The organism is Leptospiraceae bacterium (genome assembly GCA_016708435.1).
Taxonomy (GTDB): Bacteria; Spirochaetota; Leptospiria; order Leptospirales; family Leptospiraceae; genus UBA2033.
Genome location: JADJFV010000038.1, coordinates 145,421 through 163,811, shown reverse-complemented (window position 1 = coordinate 163,811; position 18,391 = coordinate 145,421). Strand labels below are relative to the sequence as shown.

The 18,391-nt window shown below is 36.6% G+C and carries 11 protein-coding genes; 3 read left to right on the top strand and 8 right to left on the bottom strand.

Going from position 1 to position 18,391, the window contains the following annotated elements; all coding sequences use genetic code 11:
* Positions 1-915, bottom strand: a complete 915-nt coding sequence (locus tag IPH52_28600; protein MBK7058943.1) for a hypothetical protein — start codon at positions 913-915, stop codon at positions 1-3.
* Between the two features lie 651 nt (positions 916-1,566).
* Here IPH52_28600 and IPH52_28595 point away from each other — a divergent pair.
* Genes IPH52_28595 through IPH52_28585 form a run of 3 tightly spaced genes read left to right on the top strand, consistent with a single transcriptional unit; the run spans position 1,567 to position 6,914 of the window.
* The gene (locus tag IPH52_28595) at positions 1,567-3,255 is read left to right on the top strand and encodes an AAA family ATPase (protein ID MBK7058942.1); all 1,689 of its coding nucleotides are present in this window, start codon (positions 1,567-1,569) and stop codon (positions 3,253-3,255) included.
* A complete protein-coding gene (locus IPH52_28590) occupies positions 3,248-5,758 on the top strand; it encodes a hypothetical protein (GenBank protein ID MBK7058941.1) in 2,511 nt (836 codons plus the stop codon). The genes IPH52_28595 and IPH52_28590 overlap by 8 nt, the downstream gene beginning before the upstream one ends.
* Complete coding sequence (locus IPH52_28585; protein MBK7058940.1) at positions 5,730-6,914, top strand: hypothetical protein; 1,185 nt, start codon at positions 5,730-5,732, stop codon at positions 6,912-6,914. The genes IPH52_28590 and IPH52_28585 overlap by 29 nt, the downstream gene beginning before the upstream one ends.
* Positions 6,915-7,087: 173 nt before the next feature.
* Here the strand turns inward: IPH52_28585 and IPH52_28580 are convergent, their stop codons facing one another.
* From IPH52_28580 to IPH52_28550, 7 genes are all read right to left on the bottom strand, one after another.
* Positions 7,088-10,132: a response regulator gene (locus IPH52_28580; GenBank protein ID MBK7058939.1), complete on the bottom strand. Its 3,045-nt coding sequence runs from the start codon at positions 10,130-10,132 to the stop codon at positions 7,088-7,090.
* A 390-nt stretch (positions 10,133-10,522) separates the two neighbouring features.
* Positions 10,523-11,668 (bottom strand): AAA family ATPase, encoded by a 1,146-nt coding sequence (locus IPH52_28575; protein ID MBK7058938.1) that lies wholly within the window; start codon positions 11,666-11,668, stop codon positions 10,523-10,525.
* Between the two features lie 507 nt (positions 11,669-12,175).
* Positions 12,176-12,643: a protein kinase gene (locus IPH52_28570; protein MBK7058937.1), complete on the bottom strand. Its 468-nt coding sequence runs from the start codon at positions 12,641-12,643 to the stop codon at positions 12,176-12,178.
* Positions 12,644-13,881: 1,238 nt separating this feature from the next.
* Positions 13,882-14,970 (bottom strand): thermonuclease family protein, encoded by a 1,089-nt coding sequence (locus IPH52_28565; GenBank protein MBK7058936.1) that lies wholly within the window; start codon positions 14,968-14,970, stop codon positions 13,882-13,884.
* A gap of 6 nt (positions 14,971-14,976) precedes the next feature.
* Positions 14,977-17,085 (bottom strand): DEAD/DEAH box helicase, encoded by a 2,109-nt coding sequence (locus IPH52_28560; protein ID MBK7058935.1) that lies wholly within the window; start codon positions 17,083-17,085, stop codon positions 14,977-14,979.
* On the bottom strand, positions 17,085-18,209 hold the full coding sequence (gene brxD / locus IPH52_28555) for a BREX system ATP-binding protein BrxD (GenBank protein MBK7058934.1): 1,125 nt from the start codon (positions 18,207-18,209) through the stop codon (positions 17,085-17,087). Before brxD ends, IPH52_28560 begins: the two co-directional genes overlap by 1 nt.
* Positions 18,187-18,390, bottom strand: a complete 204-nt coding sequence (locus tag IPH52_28550) for a DUF2791 family P-loop domain-containing protein (GenBank protein MBK7058933.1) — start codon at positions 18,388-18,390, stop codon at positions 18,187-18,189. Before IPH52_28550 ends, brxD begins: the two co-directional genes overlap by 23 nt.
* Between the last annotated feature and the right edge of the window lies 1 nt (position 18,391).

The window sequence follows — 18,391 nt, the reverse complement described above, 5'->3', positions numbered from 1 at the left end:
TTAACAAAAGCGTTTATTGTATAGCTTCCAGAATTTATCGTTTGGTAGTCTGCCTGATTCATCGGCAGAAAATTCTTTCTTGATATTGTTTAGGAAATACATATCAATCTTGCCTTTGTTCTTGGCTTCGATTTTTCCACGATAATCAAAGTCAAAGAAATCCTTTACAAGTTCATAGGTTTTACCGGAAATATTAATTCGACCAGGCTCTCCACTTGATTCCATTCGAGCAGCCGTATTCACAGCATCCCCCCAAACATCATAAGCAAACTTTTTCTTTCCAATCACTCCTGCAACAACGGGACCTGTATGGATTCCTAAACGTAATTCCCAGAAGGGAAGACCTTGCTCAGACTTCTTACGTTTTGTTTCTTGCATGATAAATTGAACTTGAAGAGCAAAGAGACAGGCATCTACCGGATGAGTGCGGTTAACCGTTGGTATCCCCCCGGCACACATATAAGCGTCGCCTATCGTTTTTAGTTTTTCCAATTTGTATTTGTCTGCTAATCCATCGAAAGCAGAAAAGAAATAATCCAATTGTCCGACCAATTCTTCCGGACTCATCTGTTCGCTTATTTTGGTAAAGCCTTTGAAGTCTGTAAAAATAACAGTAATTGAATCATAATGAAGCGGTTGGGTCGCTCCCTTTACTTTTAATTCATCTGCGACGGCTTTGGGGAGGATATTCAGGAGTAGCTCTTCTGACTTTTGTCTTTGATCTTCAATTAATTGTTTGGCTTGTTGGAGTTCGCGCTCTCGATTCTTGAGGATACCTTCATTTTGCCTCCAGCGAGCGACTACGTCTTGTAATACTCCATTTGTAATAGAAGCCTGAGTAGTCAAAAGCTCCATAAAGTCTTTGCTTCCAATTCCAACTACTCTACATGGTTCAATGGCTCTAACGCTTGCCATTCTAGGAGCTTTATCTAAAAGCGAAAGCTCTCCAATAATTGTCCCACCACCTTTTGTAGCAAAGATAACTTTATCGCCTGACATTTCTGTATAAATTTCAATCTTGCCGGTTTCAATGATATAGGCAAAATCACCTGCGTCCCCTTCTTTAAATAGGACTTCGTTTTTTTTAAGCTTTCGTTTTTGGCAGATTTTGATGACTAAATCTAATGCCTCAGGAGTCAATGTAGAAAACATTGGCATTTTCTGTAAAATCTCTTTTAAATCGAATGCTTCAGTAGCATCCGTAGTCGACTTCTTCGATTTTTGGGGTTTTGTAGCTCTTACAGTCATGGTTTTAGGGGCAATACTACTATAGCAACAACTCCTATCCTTTGAGTCAATCGATTATTAAACAGGATGCTTATTCTCTGACAGGACTCTTAAAGATTGCCACCGAGAGCTCCGTTATACGGGATAAAGCGATACGATATTGATTTAATAATCGTGATTTGGTATGAATTCATATCGTTTTTTATCGTTCTTTTATCAGTGTTAATTCCACCCTTCGCTCCATGTATTCGCGACCTTCGCCTAGTAATCAGTTTCAGGTTGCAACACGGTAATTGAATTTTCCTAGACAAAATTGACAAAGAAATAATAAATCGAGGAATGAATTTAGACAAACCGATGCAACAGGAGATATTTCTGAAAAACATTCTGACTCTTCTTTCCACAGACAAGACTGTTAAGATCACAGAAAAGAAAAGCTTTGTAAATAGCGTTCGAGAATTAAATATTCCCACTGAAACTTTAGGTCAATGGACAAATTCGTGGAAACTAGCCGCAAAGTCCTTGTATCTACCGGGTGACGCTAAAGACGTGCAGGATATGGTTTTGTATTTATATTCTGCGTTACTCTCGGATGAGAATCTGGTTCAATCAGGCATGGAATTACTTCTAGCCGAGTTCGCAAAAGCTAGTCTGGATAAGAAAAAAGCGTTAGATATCATAGCTCAAAGAACTTCTCTCCAATCCGAAAAATCCTTTCAGAAAAGAGTAGAGAGTATTCGCGATAAATTAGTGTTATCCGCTAAACCAAAAGCATCTAGCAATGGAACAGGTGATAAAAAATTCTATGTCGCAAACCAAGTAAGCTACGAAGGACTCGACGAACTCCAGAGACTTCTGCTTGCTTATAAATTAGGACTGCATGTAGCGATTGACGGTCCGCCGGGTGTAGGTAAAACACAAAGTATATTAGAAATTTCAAATATACTTGGGAAACAAGTTTATACAAAGACTTGCTCTTCTAGAACTACTGAGTCTCATATTATTTCTTTTCCGATTCTTACTTCGCAAGATGGAGTCAGTGTAACCGCACAGGAAAACGGACCACTCGTTCGTGCTATGCTTGAAGGGACAATCTTTTACGGAGATGAATTTAATCTATTAAAAGAAGATGTGCAAAAAAGAATGAACTCTGCTTTTGATGACAGAGCCGCAATAGATAGAATGGATGGAATGATGATCCAAGCCCAAAAAGGTTTCTGGGGGGCTATTTCGTATAATCCGACAAATAATATGGTATCTAGAGACTTAGAAGAATCGGTTGCGGATCGCTTTGTGCATTTACATTATGATAGATGGAGCGCAGACTTTAAAGCCCTAGTCGCTTCGAGTAAAGCCAAATCAGGATTACCCGGAACAAAGATAATGGACTCACAGTTTGGAATTAAACTGGATTGGAGAGCAGTCGGTGAGAATTTAAAATTCTACAGAGGAGAAGAAGCGAGTGATGGAAAAATTTCCTGGTATGATTTCTTTACCGGAGCCGCAGAGAAAGAAACTCCTGCTTATATCTACCGATGTTACGATAAGACAAGCATTTTCCAATCGAATTCTCCCAATCAAAAGCAAGACTTGGAGACTCTAGCAGCTAACGCTTTCTCCGAGCAGGAATTAGCCAGAATGATTTCAAGGTTTACCGAGTTACTTCTCTCTCTTGCGCATACGGGAGAGTCTCCGCTCTTAAAAAAAATCGGTCTTGCGGACTTAAAAGAAAAAGAAGACTTAGAGCTACTCAGTTTACATGAAAGCTCTACGCGTATTGAAGTGGCAGCGCTCAAGTCCTATTATGAATTAATCAACAGAGGGTGGAATCGTTATTTGGCGCAGTCTTATGCTGTGAGAATTGTAATTGATCAAATCTGCTACGGACAGTTTAGAAATAAAAAGCTACGGGAAAATACCACTTATTCGCTAGTCTCTCTCATTGCTAAAAATATGAGACTATTCGCAGACACAGCTAAATACAATACAAAAATGCTTACCGACTCACTCCTTCGTCAAAATGGATAAGAAAAAACTAGCAAGTCTACTTTCTCCCGAAACAAAGAAAATTCTCTCGGATAATTTCTCGGGAGCAGTTGAATTATTTTACCTAGTTGCAAGCGATCTATTTGAGGAAAATCGTCTTTACCTCCTTGAAGAGCTATTAAAGGAAGAAGGATTTCAGAAATTTCTAACCCGCAGAAAAAGCTCTTCACCCGGTAGATTAGAGGGAGTATTAAAAACTATCCTTAGACGTTGTCTTCTAGAAATCCCTCCTTCTACTTTAAGTCAGATTGCAAACAGTATGTCTTCTAAAGAATACAGGCAAATGGAGTCAGTCTTTTATGTAGTCCCCATTGACAAAGAAGGATACGAAGTATTCGAGAGAGGTTTCTTTGCAGTAGGCGAACAAAAGCCAGAGCTACTGAGTGATTATCTAAGCTATTGCTCGAGTGATAGATGGTTCTTACTTAGAACTAATTACAAACCAATTGAAGAAGTATTCCAGGACTTAGCAAATAAGTTAGTCAACTACTTCTTAGCCGCTCGCAATATAAATGATACAATGGAAATGACAAAGTATTTCTTAGACCCTGTCGTCTATCGTTTTATTTTTACTTCAGTAAATGAATCTGCCTGGAAAGAATTTACAATGGAACTATTCGGAGCCTTTCAGAATCTAAAGAATCCTCTTTTCTTTTTGCAATTGCTTCGGTTGGTTTCTACTCGTTATCCTGAGAAGACAGTGAGTGCAAAGTCGAGTTATGAAAGAGAAATATTTAAAAGACTCCTGTCTCTCTGGGAGGTAATGAAGATTCTCCCCGAAGATAAACTAAAAGAGTTTAAACAATTTCTACAGAATTATGGGAATCCGAAAAATGAAATGCAATCCTTTGTCTGGGATGCAACCTTAAGTCTAAATAAATACAAAATCCCCCAGATATTTACAATCTTAAATTCTCCTCCGTTTTTAGCGATTCGCGATTATTACGGAGAAGATGCGGCTACTCAGAAATTCCTCATCAAGAATATAATCAATGCTGTAGCCGAGATGGAGTTTAAAAAGTTTGAAACTAAACTCTATAAAGTTGTATTAAGACTTTTACTTACCCTAAAAGTAGATAGAAGTTTTGTGAAGCGAAGAAGTGTTTTCTTTGATTGGTTAAAAAAAGAAACAAACTCGCAAAGAGTAGAACTAGAATTCATGCGATTTACTTTTTATGAGTATATTTTTATTTCACTCGGTCAGGTAAAAAATGAGAGAGGCATGAAGATGACAAGGTATTGCGATGACGATCATGCTTATATCTGCAAATACTTAGATGAAATTCCTCTAGCGGCTAAGGGTAGACTCAAAGACATAACACTCATTCACAATCCAGTCCTAGAAAGGCTACGTTTTATTATCCACCTCCCCTTCTATGCTAAGTTTACCGAATATGAGTTTGGTTTAAAAGAATTAGAAAGCGCTGCCATCAGTATTAAGATGGAGGATAATCTTTATACTGCGTTAGAAACCATTTCAAAGGAAAATTTCATTCCTTACTATGAATCTTTCATGGAAGTATTTAAGACTGCGCCTGAGAGAATGAATGAAGCTATTCTTCCTGACTATTGGTATCGCATCAGTCTAGAAATTGCTTCCCCTCACGCGCACGCAGTTGTCCTGCCACTCGTTGGCTCTATTTCAATTCTAGAAGGAGACTTAGGAGCCTATACCGACGGCAAATCGATATTTCTCCCTCCGTTCATCAGTTATTTTTCCGATCCACTTCATCCAATTGAACAGAATCGAAATCTAACGATATACATCGCGTTAGCCTTGCATGAATGCGGACATATCATCGGGGGTAGTTTTAAATTTGATTTGTCGTATTATCTTTCAAAATTAGAAAAGCCAAGCCTGTTTAGAATTATCATGAACGCGATGGAAGACTTTAGAATTGAATCCTTCTTAGTAAAAATCAAAGCACATCCACAAATAGAAGAACTCCTTCATACAATGAATGAATACTTCACCTTTATGAATCTACGCAATCCTGAAAATCTAGCGATGAATCTAGTTTTTTACATCATGGATGAAGCAGCGGGTAACAACGATCTTGCGAAGAGCCAAGCGAGTTATCAAAAATCAATTTCTGAATTGATGAATTCAGGTCTTTATTCGGGAAGGTTTAGTAATCTTAAAGACATGGTAGAATATTTTATCACAAGACTAAAGTCAATTGATATTGGAAATCCACTCTCTGCCTATCCGGTATCGCGCGAGCTTTATGAAATTTTAAAATACTGGCCTGATACAGCCCTTGCAAGTCTTGCTTCCCCTGAATATTTTCCAACGGGACTTCATTCTTTTGAGTCTGAAAACGGCGAGGGGCAAAGACCGCTTAACCAGGAAGAGTTAGATGCACTCTACAAAGAATACAATGAAAATCCAAGAGCTTTCTTAGAGAGAAATAAATTGCCGGTATTCTCGGAATTAATGGAAGACGAAGAAGGTCTTGCAATTAGCACCCGGTCTTACAAATAAAATTCAGCAATACAAAGAAGACATTTTACGAGAGCAATTAGGGGAACAGTATTCACAAGCGGGCACTATTGATTTGTCGCATCGCACCAAGGCAGATGATTTAATAGCAGAGAATCAAAAGAGAAAAAAAGATAAAGGCAAATCAAAAGACTCCGATTCTGATTTAGACGAAGACGATGAACCACAAAAGAAAGAAGGCAAAAAGAAAAATCCGAAGCCTCGCACTAAGCGGATATACTCGATTGACCCCAAGACAAAGTCTAGAACTAGACTGACCGAGTTAAAAGAATTTAGAGTAAGAGATATTGATTCTTTTTATATGAAGAAATTTAGAAAGTGGCAGTATATCTCACAGCAAGTATTACGGGAATTATCCGCTCTTCTTCCTACAGTGCAAGAAATGCAGGACACTTCTTCGTTTGAAGGAGAGTTAAATATGGAGTTGCTCATAGAAATTTTAAGTGACCCTTCTCGTATTGGCTCTGTTGAGTTCTTAGATATTTTTAGAGAGAACACTCGCTCGGTAGAAATTATCATTGGTCTAGATATTAGTGGCTCGACGGATATGCTCATTCAACCAATCAACAAGACGGGAACTCCTAAAATGGTAAATGGAATGCCTGTCATCATGCTTGATCTTACGCCTAAAGAGATGATGCAGTATGATACAATCCTAGATATTGAAAAAGCATTTGCGATGATATTTGCACAGGCACTATCTTATATCACAAAGAATGTAAACATATACGCGTTTAACTCTGCAACTTCGACCAATATTTATAAGGCTGAAACGATTGAGTCTGTTTCTTCTTTTGTGTCTGACTCTGCCAATAGAGATGGAGATTTTATACGTTATATTCACTCTACTCTTTTAGAAAGTAATGCAGAGATGAAATATTTTTATTTGATAACAGATGGTAGACCGAGTGCAGACAACTACTCCGGCAAAGACGCATTAGACGACACTCTCATCGCAATGCGCGAAGTAATCAACTCGGGAATTAAATTGATTTATTTTAACATCGACTCCCAAAAGCAAGACTACTTTGATTTGTTCCAAAAAGAAGCAACCTTCGCCCGACACTTTCAATCCCCCGAGGACTTACTCCCTGTTATCCCCGAACTAGTAAGAACAGTCGTTCAATCTGTGAGTTAAAAATTAAATATCTGCCACAGAGGCACTGAGACACAGAGAAATGACAAAGGAGTTATGTGCACAAGTAAACTCTCTTTGTAACCTATCAATCTTACTAATCCTGTCTAATAATTATTTTTTTGAAAACCAAACTCTTTACAAAACTCTCCGTGTCTCTGTGCCTCTGTGGCAAATCACACTTTTCCTTTCCAGAAAGTCAGCTTTTCTTTTAAATCGTTAGGCGTAACGGGTTTACTGATATAATCATTCATTCCTGCTTCAATGTATTTTTCTCGATCACCAACCATTGCATTCGCAGTCAGGGCAATGATGATGGGTTGTTTTATTTCCTGGAATTTACTTCTTATAAACTTGGTTGCTTCTATTCCATCCATTTCTGGCATTTGAATGTCCATGAGGATAATATCTATTTGCTTTTCATAAAAGATATTGATTGCTTCTATTCCATTGGTCGCAATGTAGTCTACGTCAAATCCCATTTTTTGAAGCAATCGAACAATTACTTTTTGATTCATTAAGTTATCTTCTGCTAATAAAATAGAAATCTTTTTAGTAGACTCTTCTTCCGTTGCCTGCAATGTCTTTTCAGAATTTGAAATAGATTCAAAATTATCATGAAATAAAACTTTCATCCGAAGTGTAAAAATACTTCCAACGCCTAATTCTGATTTAACACTAAGTTCTCCTCCTAATAAATTGGCAAGATTCTTTGAAATAGAAAGTCCTAGTCCAGTTCCTCCATATTTTCGGGTAATAGAATTATCCGCTTGAATAAAAGGTTCGAATATTTTTTCCAATTTCGATTCTTCAATACCAATCCCTGTATCCTTTACCGAAAATTCTATTATAATATATTTATCCATTCTTCCAATCAATTGAACACAAAGTTCAATTTTCCCGAAAAAGGTAAACTTAACAGCATTGCTTAAAAGGTTAATAAGAATTTGCCGTAACCTTGCCATATCCGAAATAATGTATTTAGAAAGGGCAGGATCATACTGAAATTCAAAGTTCAATTTTTTTTCTGTAATGCGGCTTTTTATTACATTAATCGAATCTTCTACTAATTGCTTTAATTCAAATGAGATATTTTCAATTTCTATTTTTCCTGATTCAATTTTTGAAATATCAAGAATATCATTTAGTATGACTAACAAAGATTCAGAGCTAACACCGATATTGCGCAAATATTCTCGTTGTTCTTCGTCTAAATTTGTTCCTTCGAGTAAAGACTTCATTCCCATAATTCCATTCATTGGAGTTCTAATTTCATGGCTTATGTTTGCTATAAAATTAGACTTGATCACATTTGCTTCTTCTGCTTTTTTCTTGGACTCATCTAATTGTTTTATAAACTTTGTATTTTCAATGGATATGGCAATCTGTGTTGACAATAAATTTAAAATATGAATTCGGTCTTTTGTAAATACGTTAGTCGCTAAAGTGTTCTCCAAATAAACAATCCCACGAATTTTGTTCTGGTTAAATATCGGATAACAAAGAATAGACTTAGAATGATTCTTCTGGATATAAGGATCATTTGTAAATATCCCATCCATATACGCATTATCCAATAAGACTAGTTGCTTTGTTCTGAAGGCACTGTTTAAAACAGAGTTCGCAAGCTCAGTAGTTTTTGATTTATTAAATTTGTATTCATGATTTAGAATAAGACAGGCAAGTTCATTTACGAATTTAATTTCTGCCTGTTGATTATCAACGGTTAAAATCACGCCCTTATCTGCACCGGAATTTTCCAATAGAATTCTCATTACAATCTTTAATAGTAAATCAAAGTCCTTCTCGCTAGAAATTGCATGTGTAGCCTGAATCATTGTTTGTAAATCAATTTGTTCGACTGCATCGGTGGAGTAAATATCTTCAGAAGACTTATAGGCTTTATAGAAGGCAGAACCTATCTTCAAGAACTCTAACTCCTTTAGCCTGACAAAATAATTCTCTTTTAAGAGAAAAAGTTTTTTGTTTGCGCCCCATGCTTCATACAAATTAAAAGCATCTATCAAATAAGGTGCGGCTAATTTAAAATTACCAGCGTCTAATAGTATTATACCGGCCAACTCATTTGCAAGCGCTGCATTTTGTATAAAGCCCTGATCTTTAGCATTTTCAATTGCCAAATCGTAGAAGTTAAGAGCATTCCATAGATCTCCGTTAATACGAAACTGCTCTGCTTCTATTAACTGAACTTGATGCAAATAATTTTCAGGACAAGAATTTGCCCAAACTTTCATTTGCGTCAAATTCTTATTTAACGCTTCTAAACAAATTTTCTTTTCTACTTCCGATAAAGAATTGTATTGCTTTGTATAAACCAAAGACTGAATAAACTTATGCTCCACAACATAGGGCGTTCCACTGATATAAGGAAGAAGTTTTTCTACCTCATCTGTTTCCTGCAAACATAATTCGTATAAGCCCATACAAAAGTTAGAGAATTGCTTTATTACTTTGTAAATCGCGAAAGGCCAATTAGCATTTTTCTCTGAAAAAGAATCGACAAATACTTTCTCTTTCTCTAAGAGTTCTTTCTCATCTTCTGCTTCCTCGATTAAAATTTCACAAATAAACTCTACAGATTTTAAAATATCGAATGCGATAGAATGATTAAAAGTTTTCGCAAGAGAAAATTGTTCGGGTAGCAGATCTTTAATTTTAATAAGAGGCTCCTCTAGGAATAGAATTACAGGATGATTTGCAAGACAATAGCCTCCATGCTCAAATTCCCCGGAATCTAAAGCTGAATTAATTCCAGCTAGATTAATTTTCTCGGAAAGCTTAAGCGGATGCGCGAAAGGATTACCATAATTAGCCAATATATTTGATGCTTTTGTTTTAGAAGAAAGATTATTGTATTTTATACTTATATCGTAAGCTAACGATATACATTGATAAGCCGCACGATAATCACCAAAGAAAGCCCCCACTACGATACCATAGGCAGAATAACCGTAAGAATCTTTCATATTTCCATATTCAAGATAAATATTCACTAGTTTTGCACCAAGGAATGGAAATAGTTGGGGAACATACTGATAGGTAGTCGCAGCAGAACCAATTAAGATTGTATTAATCAGTTCTTGAGTTGGATCTTCATTCAAAGGAAGATGAATTAAATCAGAATAAGATCTATTTCCCATTTTTTGTTTTATCTTTTCTACTTCATTTAAAAATAATTCATTACTGTCTTTTCCTTCCAATTTCAATTCCAAACATTGATAAAGACTTAATCATAATCTCATAGGAGGCTTTAAAATTTCCCTGAATGGAATAGATGATTAACAACAGATTGTAAAATTTTCCTTTATCAATATCATTTATACATTTTGGAATTGTTGCTAGAATCGTTTCAATCGACAAATCCAAATTACCCGTTAGATAAATAGTTTCCGAGTATTCGAAAATAAAGTGAATGCAAGTGAATATTTCTCAATCCAATACTTCTCTGAAAATAATGAAATGGCAATACTTAAGAATTCAAGGGATGCATTGTATGCCGCTGAAGATTTTGCTTTGCAGGGATGCTCTAAGATTTAATTCTAAGAGATTACATTTTTCTGCTTCCTTCGTAATAATATGATACCCTGAATTTAGATAACCGATAATTTCAAATAACCTGTCATCATTCTCAGAAAGCAAATCCGCATCAAGAAGGAGGTTACCAATTGTAAACCGTATCCGATTTCTTTCTGGAATGTCAATTTTTCAAAGCAGGCTTGCTCTACTTTATCATGCTGAAATTGAAAACTTATTCCAATAATATCCTTATTTTCATCGTTTACATTAAATAAGATTTGATGATTGTTTTGGATAATCTTGATTAACTCCTCTTCGATGGCAACTTTAAGTATTGATAATATTTCATTTGGTTTACGATTACTGATAATTGCTAATGTTTCTAAATCAAAAATATTTCCTACGCAGGAAGCAAGCTTTAAAAGGTATTGTGCATCTTTTGGTAATGTCTGAATCTTATGAATCAAAAGCTCTATAACATTATCAGAAATTTGAAGTTTCTTAATTTCTTCAATATTCCATTTCCAAATTTTCTTATTTTCATCATAATAGATATTTTTATTTGCATATAACATTTTGAGCAACTCTACAAGGAAAAAAGGATTCCCGTAAGTCTTTTGAAATAGAATTGTAGCGAGAAGATTAACTCTGTTAGTTGGAAGATGTAATGTATCGGATAGCATCGTTGCAACGCTATCAATTTTTAGAGCCTGCAAATGGATTTCTTCAATTTGAATACCCTCTTCCTTTAAATTAATGAGCATTTGAGAGAAAGGATGAGTAGAATTCAATTCATTGTATCGATAGGCAAGCATGATGTAGAAATATCGCATATTAGAATCTTTTAATATATTACTGAGTAAATTTAAAGATGCACTATCAGCCCATTGCATATCATCTATGAAGATTGCGATTGGATGTTCTTTGGCAGTAAATACATTTATAAATTTTTTAAATACGATAAAAAATCTATTCAAGTTCTCCTGCCCCGTTAGTTCCTGATAATCTGGTTGTTTTCCAATGACATATTCTAGATCTGGAATAATATCCGTGATGATTTTGCCATTAGCCTCAAGTGCAGTTAATATTTTTCTTTTCCATACTTCTATGCTTTCATTGCTCTCTCCTAGAAGATTTTGAATTATTTTAGTAAAAATTTGAATGATTGCACTGAATGGAATATTTCTATTAAACTGCTCAAACTTCCCACTTAAAAATATCCATGTGAAGCAGTAATAGGTTTATAAATTTCTTGTATCAGAGATGATTTGCCTACACCTGAATAGCCGCTGATCAAGGTTATCTTTGATTTGCCGTAGACTCAACCTTTTAAACTGTAAAAATAATTCTAAAATTTCGCTTTCTCTCTGTATAACTTTTCTGGAATTCGAAAATAGATGTTAAGTCTCCCTTGCCCAACTTAAACAACTCTGTGCGAAGATAACTTTCTCCTTTTGTCTCTAAAATTTTTTTGCAATGAAGTAAATCATGAATTACCCCAAAGCAACTTTGATATCTTTCTTCTGGATTTTTTCCAATAACTTCATAATGATTCGAGAAAGAATCTTTGGAACGTTAGACACTTCATAGGGGAAATGGGAGTGATGGCAAGATGAGAGTGAATCATTTCGATTGAGCGTTCATTTGTAAATGGTAATTTAGAAGTTATTAATTTATAAAAGTAACTCCTAAAGAATAAAAGTCTGTTCGATAATCTACCGTTCGATTCATCCTTCCAGTTTTTCTGGTGATAGATAGGGAAGATTTTTACTGTTTAAAGAATTTCCGAAAGTAACCGAATCTTGCTTCCTTAAATTACTTGCGCTTCCAAAATCAATGATTCGCAATTCTTTTGTTTGAAAATTATAAATTATATTTTCAGGCTTTATATCGTGATGAATGATGTTTTGTTTGTGAATCTCCGAAAGTCCAGATAGAATTTTTAGAGCAATGTCAAGAAATACAGAATAATCTATATTATCCTCTTTTCTTAATTCTACCAGGGAGTTAGCATGAATGTCTTCCAATATTAAAAAGACTTTATTTCCAAATTGTTCTAATCCAATTGGTTTTATAATATTTGGACTTTGAAAATTACTTAGAATTTCGTATTCAAATTTTAATTGATTGTTTTCCTTACTCGCAATTGAGCCAAACGAAGTGGACTTTATAATTACAGAGCGATTTTCATGCATACCCCTAAAGATTGCATTTTTTTGCCTTCATATATTTTTCAAGAATCTGATAGCCTGGCAATTGAATCATTTTTTATTCCAAGATAGTCTTTAGCAATTGACTCTTTCGTTTACGCTTTAGACTAAAAATTCCCTTACTTTAACACCCAAGTAAAGATACCATCATTTTAACAAAATAAAGTCCACCTGTCATTTAGAAAAAATTACCGAACTAAAGTGAAAAGAATTATTTATGGTGAGATGTATCACCGTTCGATAAGAGCGATATTTTTGCTATAGAAACAAAAAAAGCCCCACTGTTTCCAGTGAGGCTTGCGTTAGCGACTAACGTAGGGACTTGATTCATCAAGTCCTTACTACATCGCGCGACACGAACGAGAATGATTTACATCATTCCGCCCATGCCTCCCATACCACCCATTCCGCCCATACCACCAGGCATTCCACCACCAGCACCACCGTCTTTCTCAGGTTTGTCTGTGATAGTAACTTCGGTTGTGAGGATCATTGCACCGATAGATGCTGCGTTTTGTCTGGGCGTTCCGCGACTATTTCCTTTTGCTTAATCATCTGCATGATTGCTTAACTTCACCGACTTATCGCGTCGGGCTCTCACTCTTGTCATCTTTTTTCAAAAAGATTAAAAAAGATGACACCGTTCGATCCCTAACGCATCGTCGTTGTCGGACTTTCTTTTCATAAGGTTAACCCTTATTATCCATTTACTTTACAACTCGGTTGGTGTGGATTCGACAAGCTCACCAACCAAGTAGCAGCATCCGAGCAAGCGTATCGAACCACACTTTTGAGATTCTCTTTACTTTCTATTCCCATAGTGGGATTATTTTTTATTACCGCTTCCCAGCGAGGGTGATCTTTATTATCTCCACTCCCGTGGGGGGATGATTATCTTCTTACTTCTTTCTTTTCTTCCCCCCTTTGCGCGAGAATATGCGCAAACTCCAAACCGCTCGGTCGCAGTTTGATAAAAAAGAAAAGAAAGAAGTAAGCAAGAAAGAAAAGAAAGCCCGACGAAGCTCCGTTAGCCCTTCAGGCGGAAGGAGCGAAGGTCTGCTAGACATTTCCATCAGAAATGGGGGCGGACTCAGGCTCTTTCGCGTTAACACTTCGCCAATGCTCCATTTAAGACCTTTTCTGAGTTCTTACAAAAACTTTGAACTTCCGCTGTAGCGGCTAATACTAACATCCCCCTTGCGAAAGGGGGAAAGAGGGGGATTTTACACCAACAAAGCCAATCCTTCTTCCAATATCTCATTGTTCAAAAAAATCCCGTCCCGCAGAACCTTATCCTCATTATCCTCACCTTTTAAATAAAAAACATCCACCAAATAACGATCGTATTTGTCCGAGCCGTGAGTTTTAATAATCAAAAAACCACAATCCTTCAACCTCGACTCAACAAACTTCTTCGAGGCATTGCCCTTACTTGTCCCAAGCTCAGGAGCGTCTAATCCTCGTAGCCGCAGTCGTTGCTCAATGAAAACCGAAAAGCCCAAATCAATATTGACAAGCAAAGTATCCCCGTCAACGACTCGCTCCAAGTAAGCCTTGTAGGTAAACATCTCTTTGCTGCTAGAGACTGGCTCAAAGTAATAAGAACTACCCTTCTTCCTCGACTCAATCACTGAGCCTACTTTGAGTTTACTCAAATCACTCCCGTTATTAGATATTAGCGCATAACTCTTATTAACCTTTAAACGAATTGAAAAGCCTAAATCCAGATTTGGAACCGTCGGTTCCAAATCTGACGAAAATTTTTGCAAACTGCGGTATAAATACAGCTTCATCAATGGTCGTTTCAACCTGTCTTTTATTGGCTCATTTTTATTTTTAACTTCTATTTTTTCACTCTTACCGGCTAAGGCAAGTTTAACTCGTTTTAGTAAATCGTCCCTTGACCACCCTTCCTTAATCGCCTGATTTTCTAGCTTAAATCTAACAGCAGAATCATCCAAAAGCAACAATTCCCGATAATGGCTCCAAGATAACTGCGTTTTCACTTCCTTCAATTTATACACTTGGTAGAACTTTCTCATATAACGAAGATTCCTATCAGAAAATCCTTTCCCGAATTTTCGATTCAAATCCTTCGACAATTGTTTGAGCACCATATCGCCGTAAGCCGCTCTTTCTTTTTGTCCTTGTTCGACTTCGATTATCCTTTCTCCAATCTTCCAATGTGCGAATAATGTCGTTTTGTTCCAATTCCCATCTCCTTCACTTTGTGCGTTTTCGTAGATGAGGGAGATGTCTTTTAGGATAGAGTTGTATGTTGGCGTTGAGATGCCGGAGGGTTTGGTGGTCATAGAAAATTACAATACTTCATTCAGATAACGCAGAGTAGCCACAACATCTAAAAGGATTTGCCCCAAAATCTCTTTAGAATACTTATCAGGAAGGTATTGTTGGAATTTCGAAATTCTATAATTCGGAAAATTTTTCGCCAGGTTACTTCTTAATTCATCCGCTTCCCAATACGAAGGATCTTTCAATTTGTGAAACAACTCAACAACTTCTTCCACTTTAACAGAACCTTTTTTAAATTTTATAAATTCATTGGAAGTAACTATCTCCACTTTCAATTCATGCATAAGAGCAAATCGCAAAGTAAAGTTTACATACCCACCTGCATAAGTATAGATAATCGTATCTTGACCATCCGCAAAAATAATTGGTTCCGTTCCAGTTAGAATACTTCTATTGGACTCTCGAATCATTTGCAGTTTTTCTTTGCTATTCGGGTTTAAATAAGGATACTCTTCAGAAGAGAGGATAATCTCTCTTACCTTCCTTGACACTTCATATTGCAAAAGTCTAGGTAAAAACCCAGACCATTTAGGTTTCGCTCCTGCAGGTGCAGTTTCCACTATCACGCGAAGACCATTCCAGTCAATATGTCTGACTAACCACGGTTTGCCACCAAGAATAAAACTACTCTCATTCGGAGTTAATTTTTCAGCAAAGTCTCTTTGGATACTACCAAGAAGCCTCTCAGCGAGAGTGACAACTTGAAATTCAACAGGAGATTGAAAGACAGAAAGAATTTTCATAAAATTTCGTCTTCCAAATTCCTCTTCCGCACTTGTTCCAATAGAATAAAGCCCGTCTGCAAAAAAGATAAACTCTTTCTCTATTAGGTAATGTATAAATCCTTCGTATTCCTCCACTGAAATTCCAGAAAATGCGTATGGCTTAGATAAAATTTCTCTCAGAGAATCAGGACTAATTCCACCATACTCAAGCAAAATCGCCATTATCTGCTGTAATAACAAATGCCACATACGATTGGAAAATCTTACCTTCTCAACCCACCCCGCACGAGCAAGTTCTACAAGAGCAATTGCTTGTAATAAATTCTCCTCCTGCTCAATTAAAAAAGACATAGTAGCAATAGAGCCAGCCCTTCTTCCGGTTCTACCGATTCTTTGTAAAAAAGAAGCAACACTACTAGGAGCTTCTACTTGTAAGACTCTATCCAAGTCACCGACATCAATTCCAAGCTCCATAGTAGAAGTAGAAACAATACAAGAATTACTACTCTTAGCAAATTTTAATTCAGCTCTCTGCCTTTCTTCCAATGATAAAGAAGAGTGATGCACATGAGCGTCTATTCCTTGTTTGCCGAGATAGGTTCCAAAGAATTCAGCAGTGGATCTAGAATCACAGAATACCAAACTCTTTCCCTCTTTAGTAAGCTTTGCTGATTCTTTTAAAAGTTCAGGATTATTTTCATTAAAGAAAATGGATAGATTTTTCTTAGAAGGCTCGCGCGGCGGATCAACCATCTCCTTTTCTCTCAGAGAACTACCCTGCATCCAATCTAAAATCTCGCGCGGATTACCAACAGTAGCCGAAAGACCAATTCGAAGAAAGTCTCTTTTACTTTTGAATTTAATCCGTTCTAAAATAGAAATAAGCTGAGAGCCCCGATCAACAGAGGCTAACGCGTGTATTTCGTCAATGATAATAAAGTCCAAGTTCGCAAACAACTTTTGACTAGGAAACTTAGTCGATACAAGCATCGCCTCTAGAGATTCAGGTGTAGTCAGTAAAATTTCGGAAGCTTCTTGTATGAAATTCTTTCTCTCCGATTGATTTACATCCCCATGCCATTTAAAAGAGGAAATCCCAACCATCTTAGTATAGGCTTCGATTCTCTCTTCCTGATTATTCAGAAGTGCTTTGAGGGGAGAAATATAAATAGCCCGTATCCCCTCGCTTGGATTTGTTAAAATTTCCGAAATCACAGGAAAGAAAGAAGATTCCGTTTTTCCACCCGCAGTTGGAGCGAGGATAACACAGTTTTTCCCGTCAAGTATTGTATTACCCGCAATCTCTTGCACTGGTCTAAGCATTGACCAACCTAGAACATTTACAATCTGTTGTTGGAGTCTCGGATGAAATCTGGAAAAGGCAGTCATTAAAAACTTACCTCTATATAAGGAGATTCCTCAGAATCATCGGCTAAAGTAGAAGCTCTTTCTAATTCTTCCTGTGAAACGTCTGGAATTTTTAATTCTTTCGCTGGATCAAACTCTTCATTGTCAGAAACTATATCAAATAGGTTAATTAAATCACGAATAAAATTTCTAGGGACAACTCCGATTTGCCCCGCAAACCCTACTGTAACTTTCTTTACATACAATTCTAAAAAATCATTGTCTAGTTTTTGATTGATTCTTGTTTTATTTTCAGTGGGGTAAATATCTCTTAGCCGAATAGCAATATTTAAAAGTCTATCCTCTTTTAAAGGTTTTAATTCTAATTGAGGTTGTCTCAAATTCACGAATTCCCCAATTTTCTTAAAACCAATCCGATCATAGAGAGGCTGCAAACCTTTCACACCTTTAGGAGAATCAAAAAATTCTTCTGTTCCCGTAAATATCCAAAGAGAACCTTTAAAACTCTCAACGGCATCTGTGATTTGCCTAAGCCCCGTCATCGACTTTTCTCTTACATCTCGCCTCTCTCTTAGAATTGTTTCCATCTCATCTAGAACAATCACAAGACCCTTGTAACCCGCACTATTGAGGATACTTAGTATTCCCTTCAAATAAGTAAGTGCCGTTTTTGAATCTATTTCTCCTTTGATACCAGCAGACTTCTTAGCCTGTGCACTAACGTTAGGACTTCCTGACAACCACGAAAGCAGTTGACCGGACTTAGCAATGTCCCCTTCTTGTTTTGCAAAGAAGTAAGCGCGGATAACAGAGATAAAGTCCTGCGAGACATCATCCTTTAACAGACTAACTAATTCTGTTTCAAAGCGGCGAATCACAGATTGGTCAAAATTGGGATCGTCATAACTTAGTTTTTCCGTTTGAATCAAAGCATCTTCAATTCTACCAAACCATCTATCGAGTGCATCAGCCAATACGCCAACAGACTTAGAAGACTCCGTTTGAAAATTCTGACAGATTTTATGATAGACAACTTGAAAATTATGAAACTGAGTGTCGTTAGGCGAAATAACAACAAAGGAAGTAACAAAACCTTTCTCCCGAGCAAGAGAGAGTGCATATTTAGAAATAAAAGTTTTCCACACCCATAATTGCCTCGCAGAAATTTGATATTTCCTTTTTATCTCCAGTAGATACCGATTCCATATTCCTTTGTAACTCATTCAATACAGGCTCAATTCCCACTGCAAATGCCTGATGCCCTTCTTCTGGAACAGTGCCTTTTCGAAGCTCTTCAAAAATCATTTTCTTTGTATTGTCATTCATT

Excerpts from the sequence above, each read along its gene's own strand:
- IPH52_28570 (MBK7058937.1), bottom strand. The coding sequence starts at position 12,643 with ATGCATGAAAATCGCTCTGTAATTATAAAGTCCACTTCGTTTGGCTCA.
- IPH52_28590 (MBK7058941.1), top strand. The coding sequence starts at position 3,248 with ATGGATAAGAAAAAACTAGCAAGTCTACTTTCTCCCGAAACAAAGAAA.
- IPH52_28565 (MBK7058936.1), bottom strand. The coding sequence starts at position 14,970 with ATGACCACCAAACCCTCCGGCATCTCAACGCCAACATACAACTCTATC.
- IPH52_28560 (MBK7058935.1), bottom strand. The coding sequence starts at position 17,085 with ATGACTGCCTTTTCCAGATTTCATCCGAGACTCCAACAACAGATTGTA.
- IPH52_28550 (MBK7058933.1), bottom strand. The coding sequence starts at position 18,390 with ATGAATGACAATACAAAGAAAATGATTTTTGAAGAGCTTCGAAAAGGC.
- IPH52_28595 (MBK7058942.1), top strand. The coding sequence starts at position 1,567 with ATGAATTTAGACAAACCGATGCAACAGGAGATATTTCTGAAAAACATT.
- IPH52_28600 (MBK7058943.1), bottom strand. The coding sequence starts at position 915 with ATGGCAAGCGTTAGAGCCATTGAACCATGTAGAGTAGTTGGAATTGGA.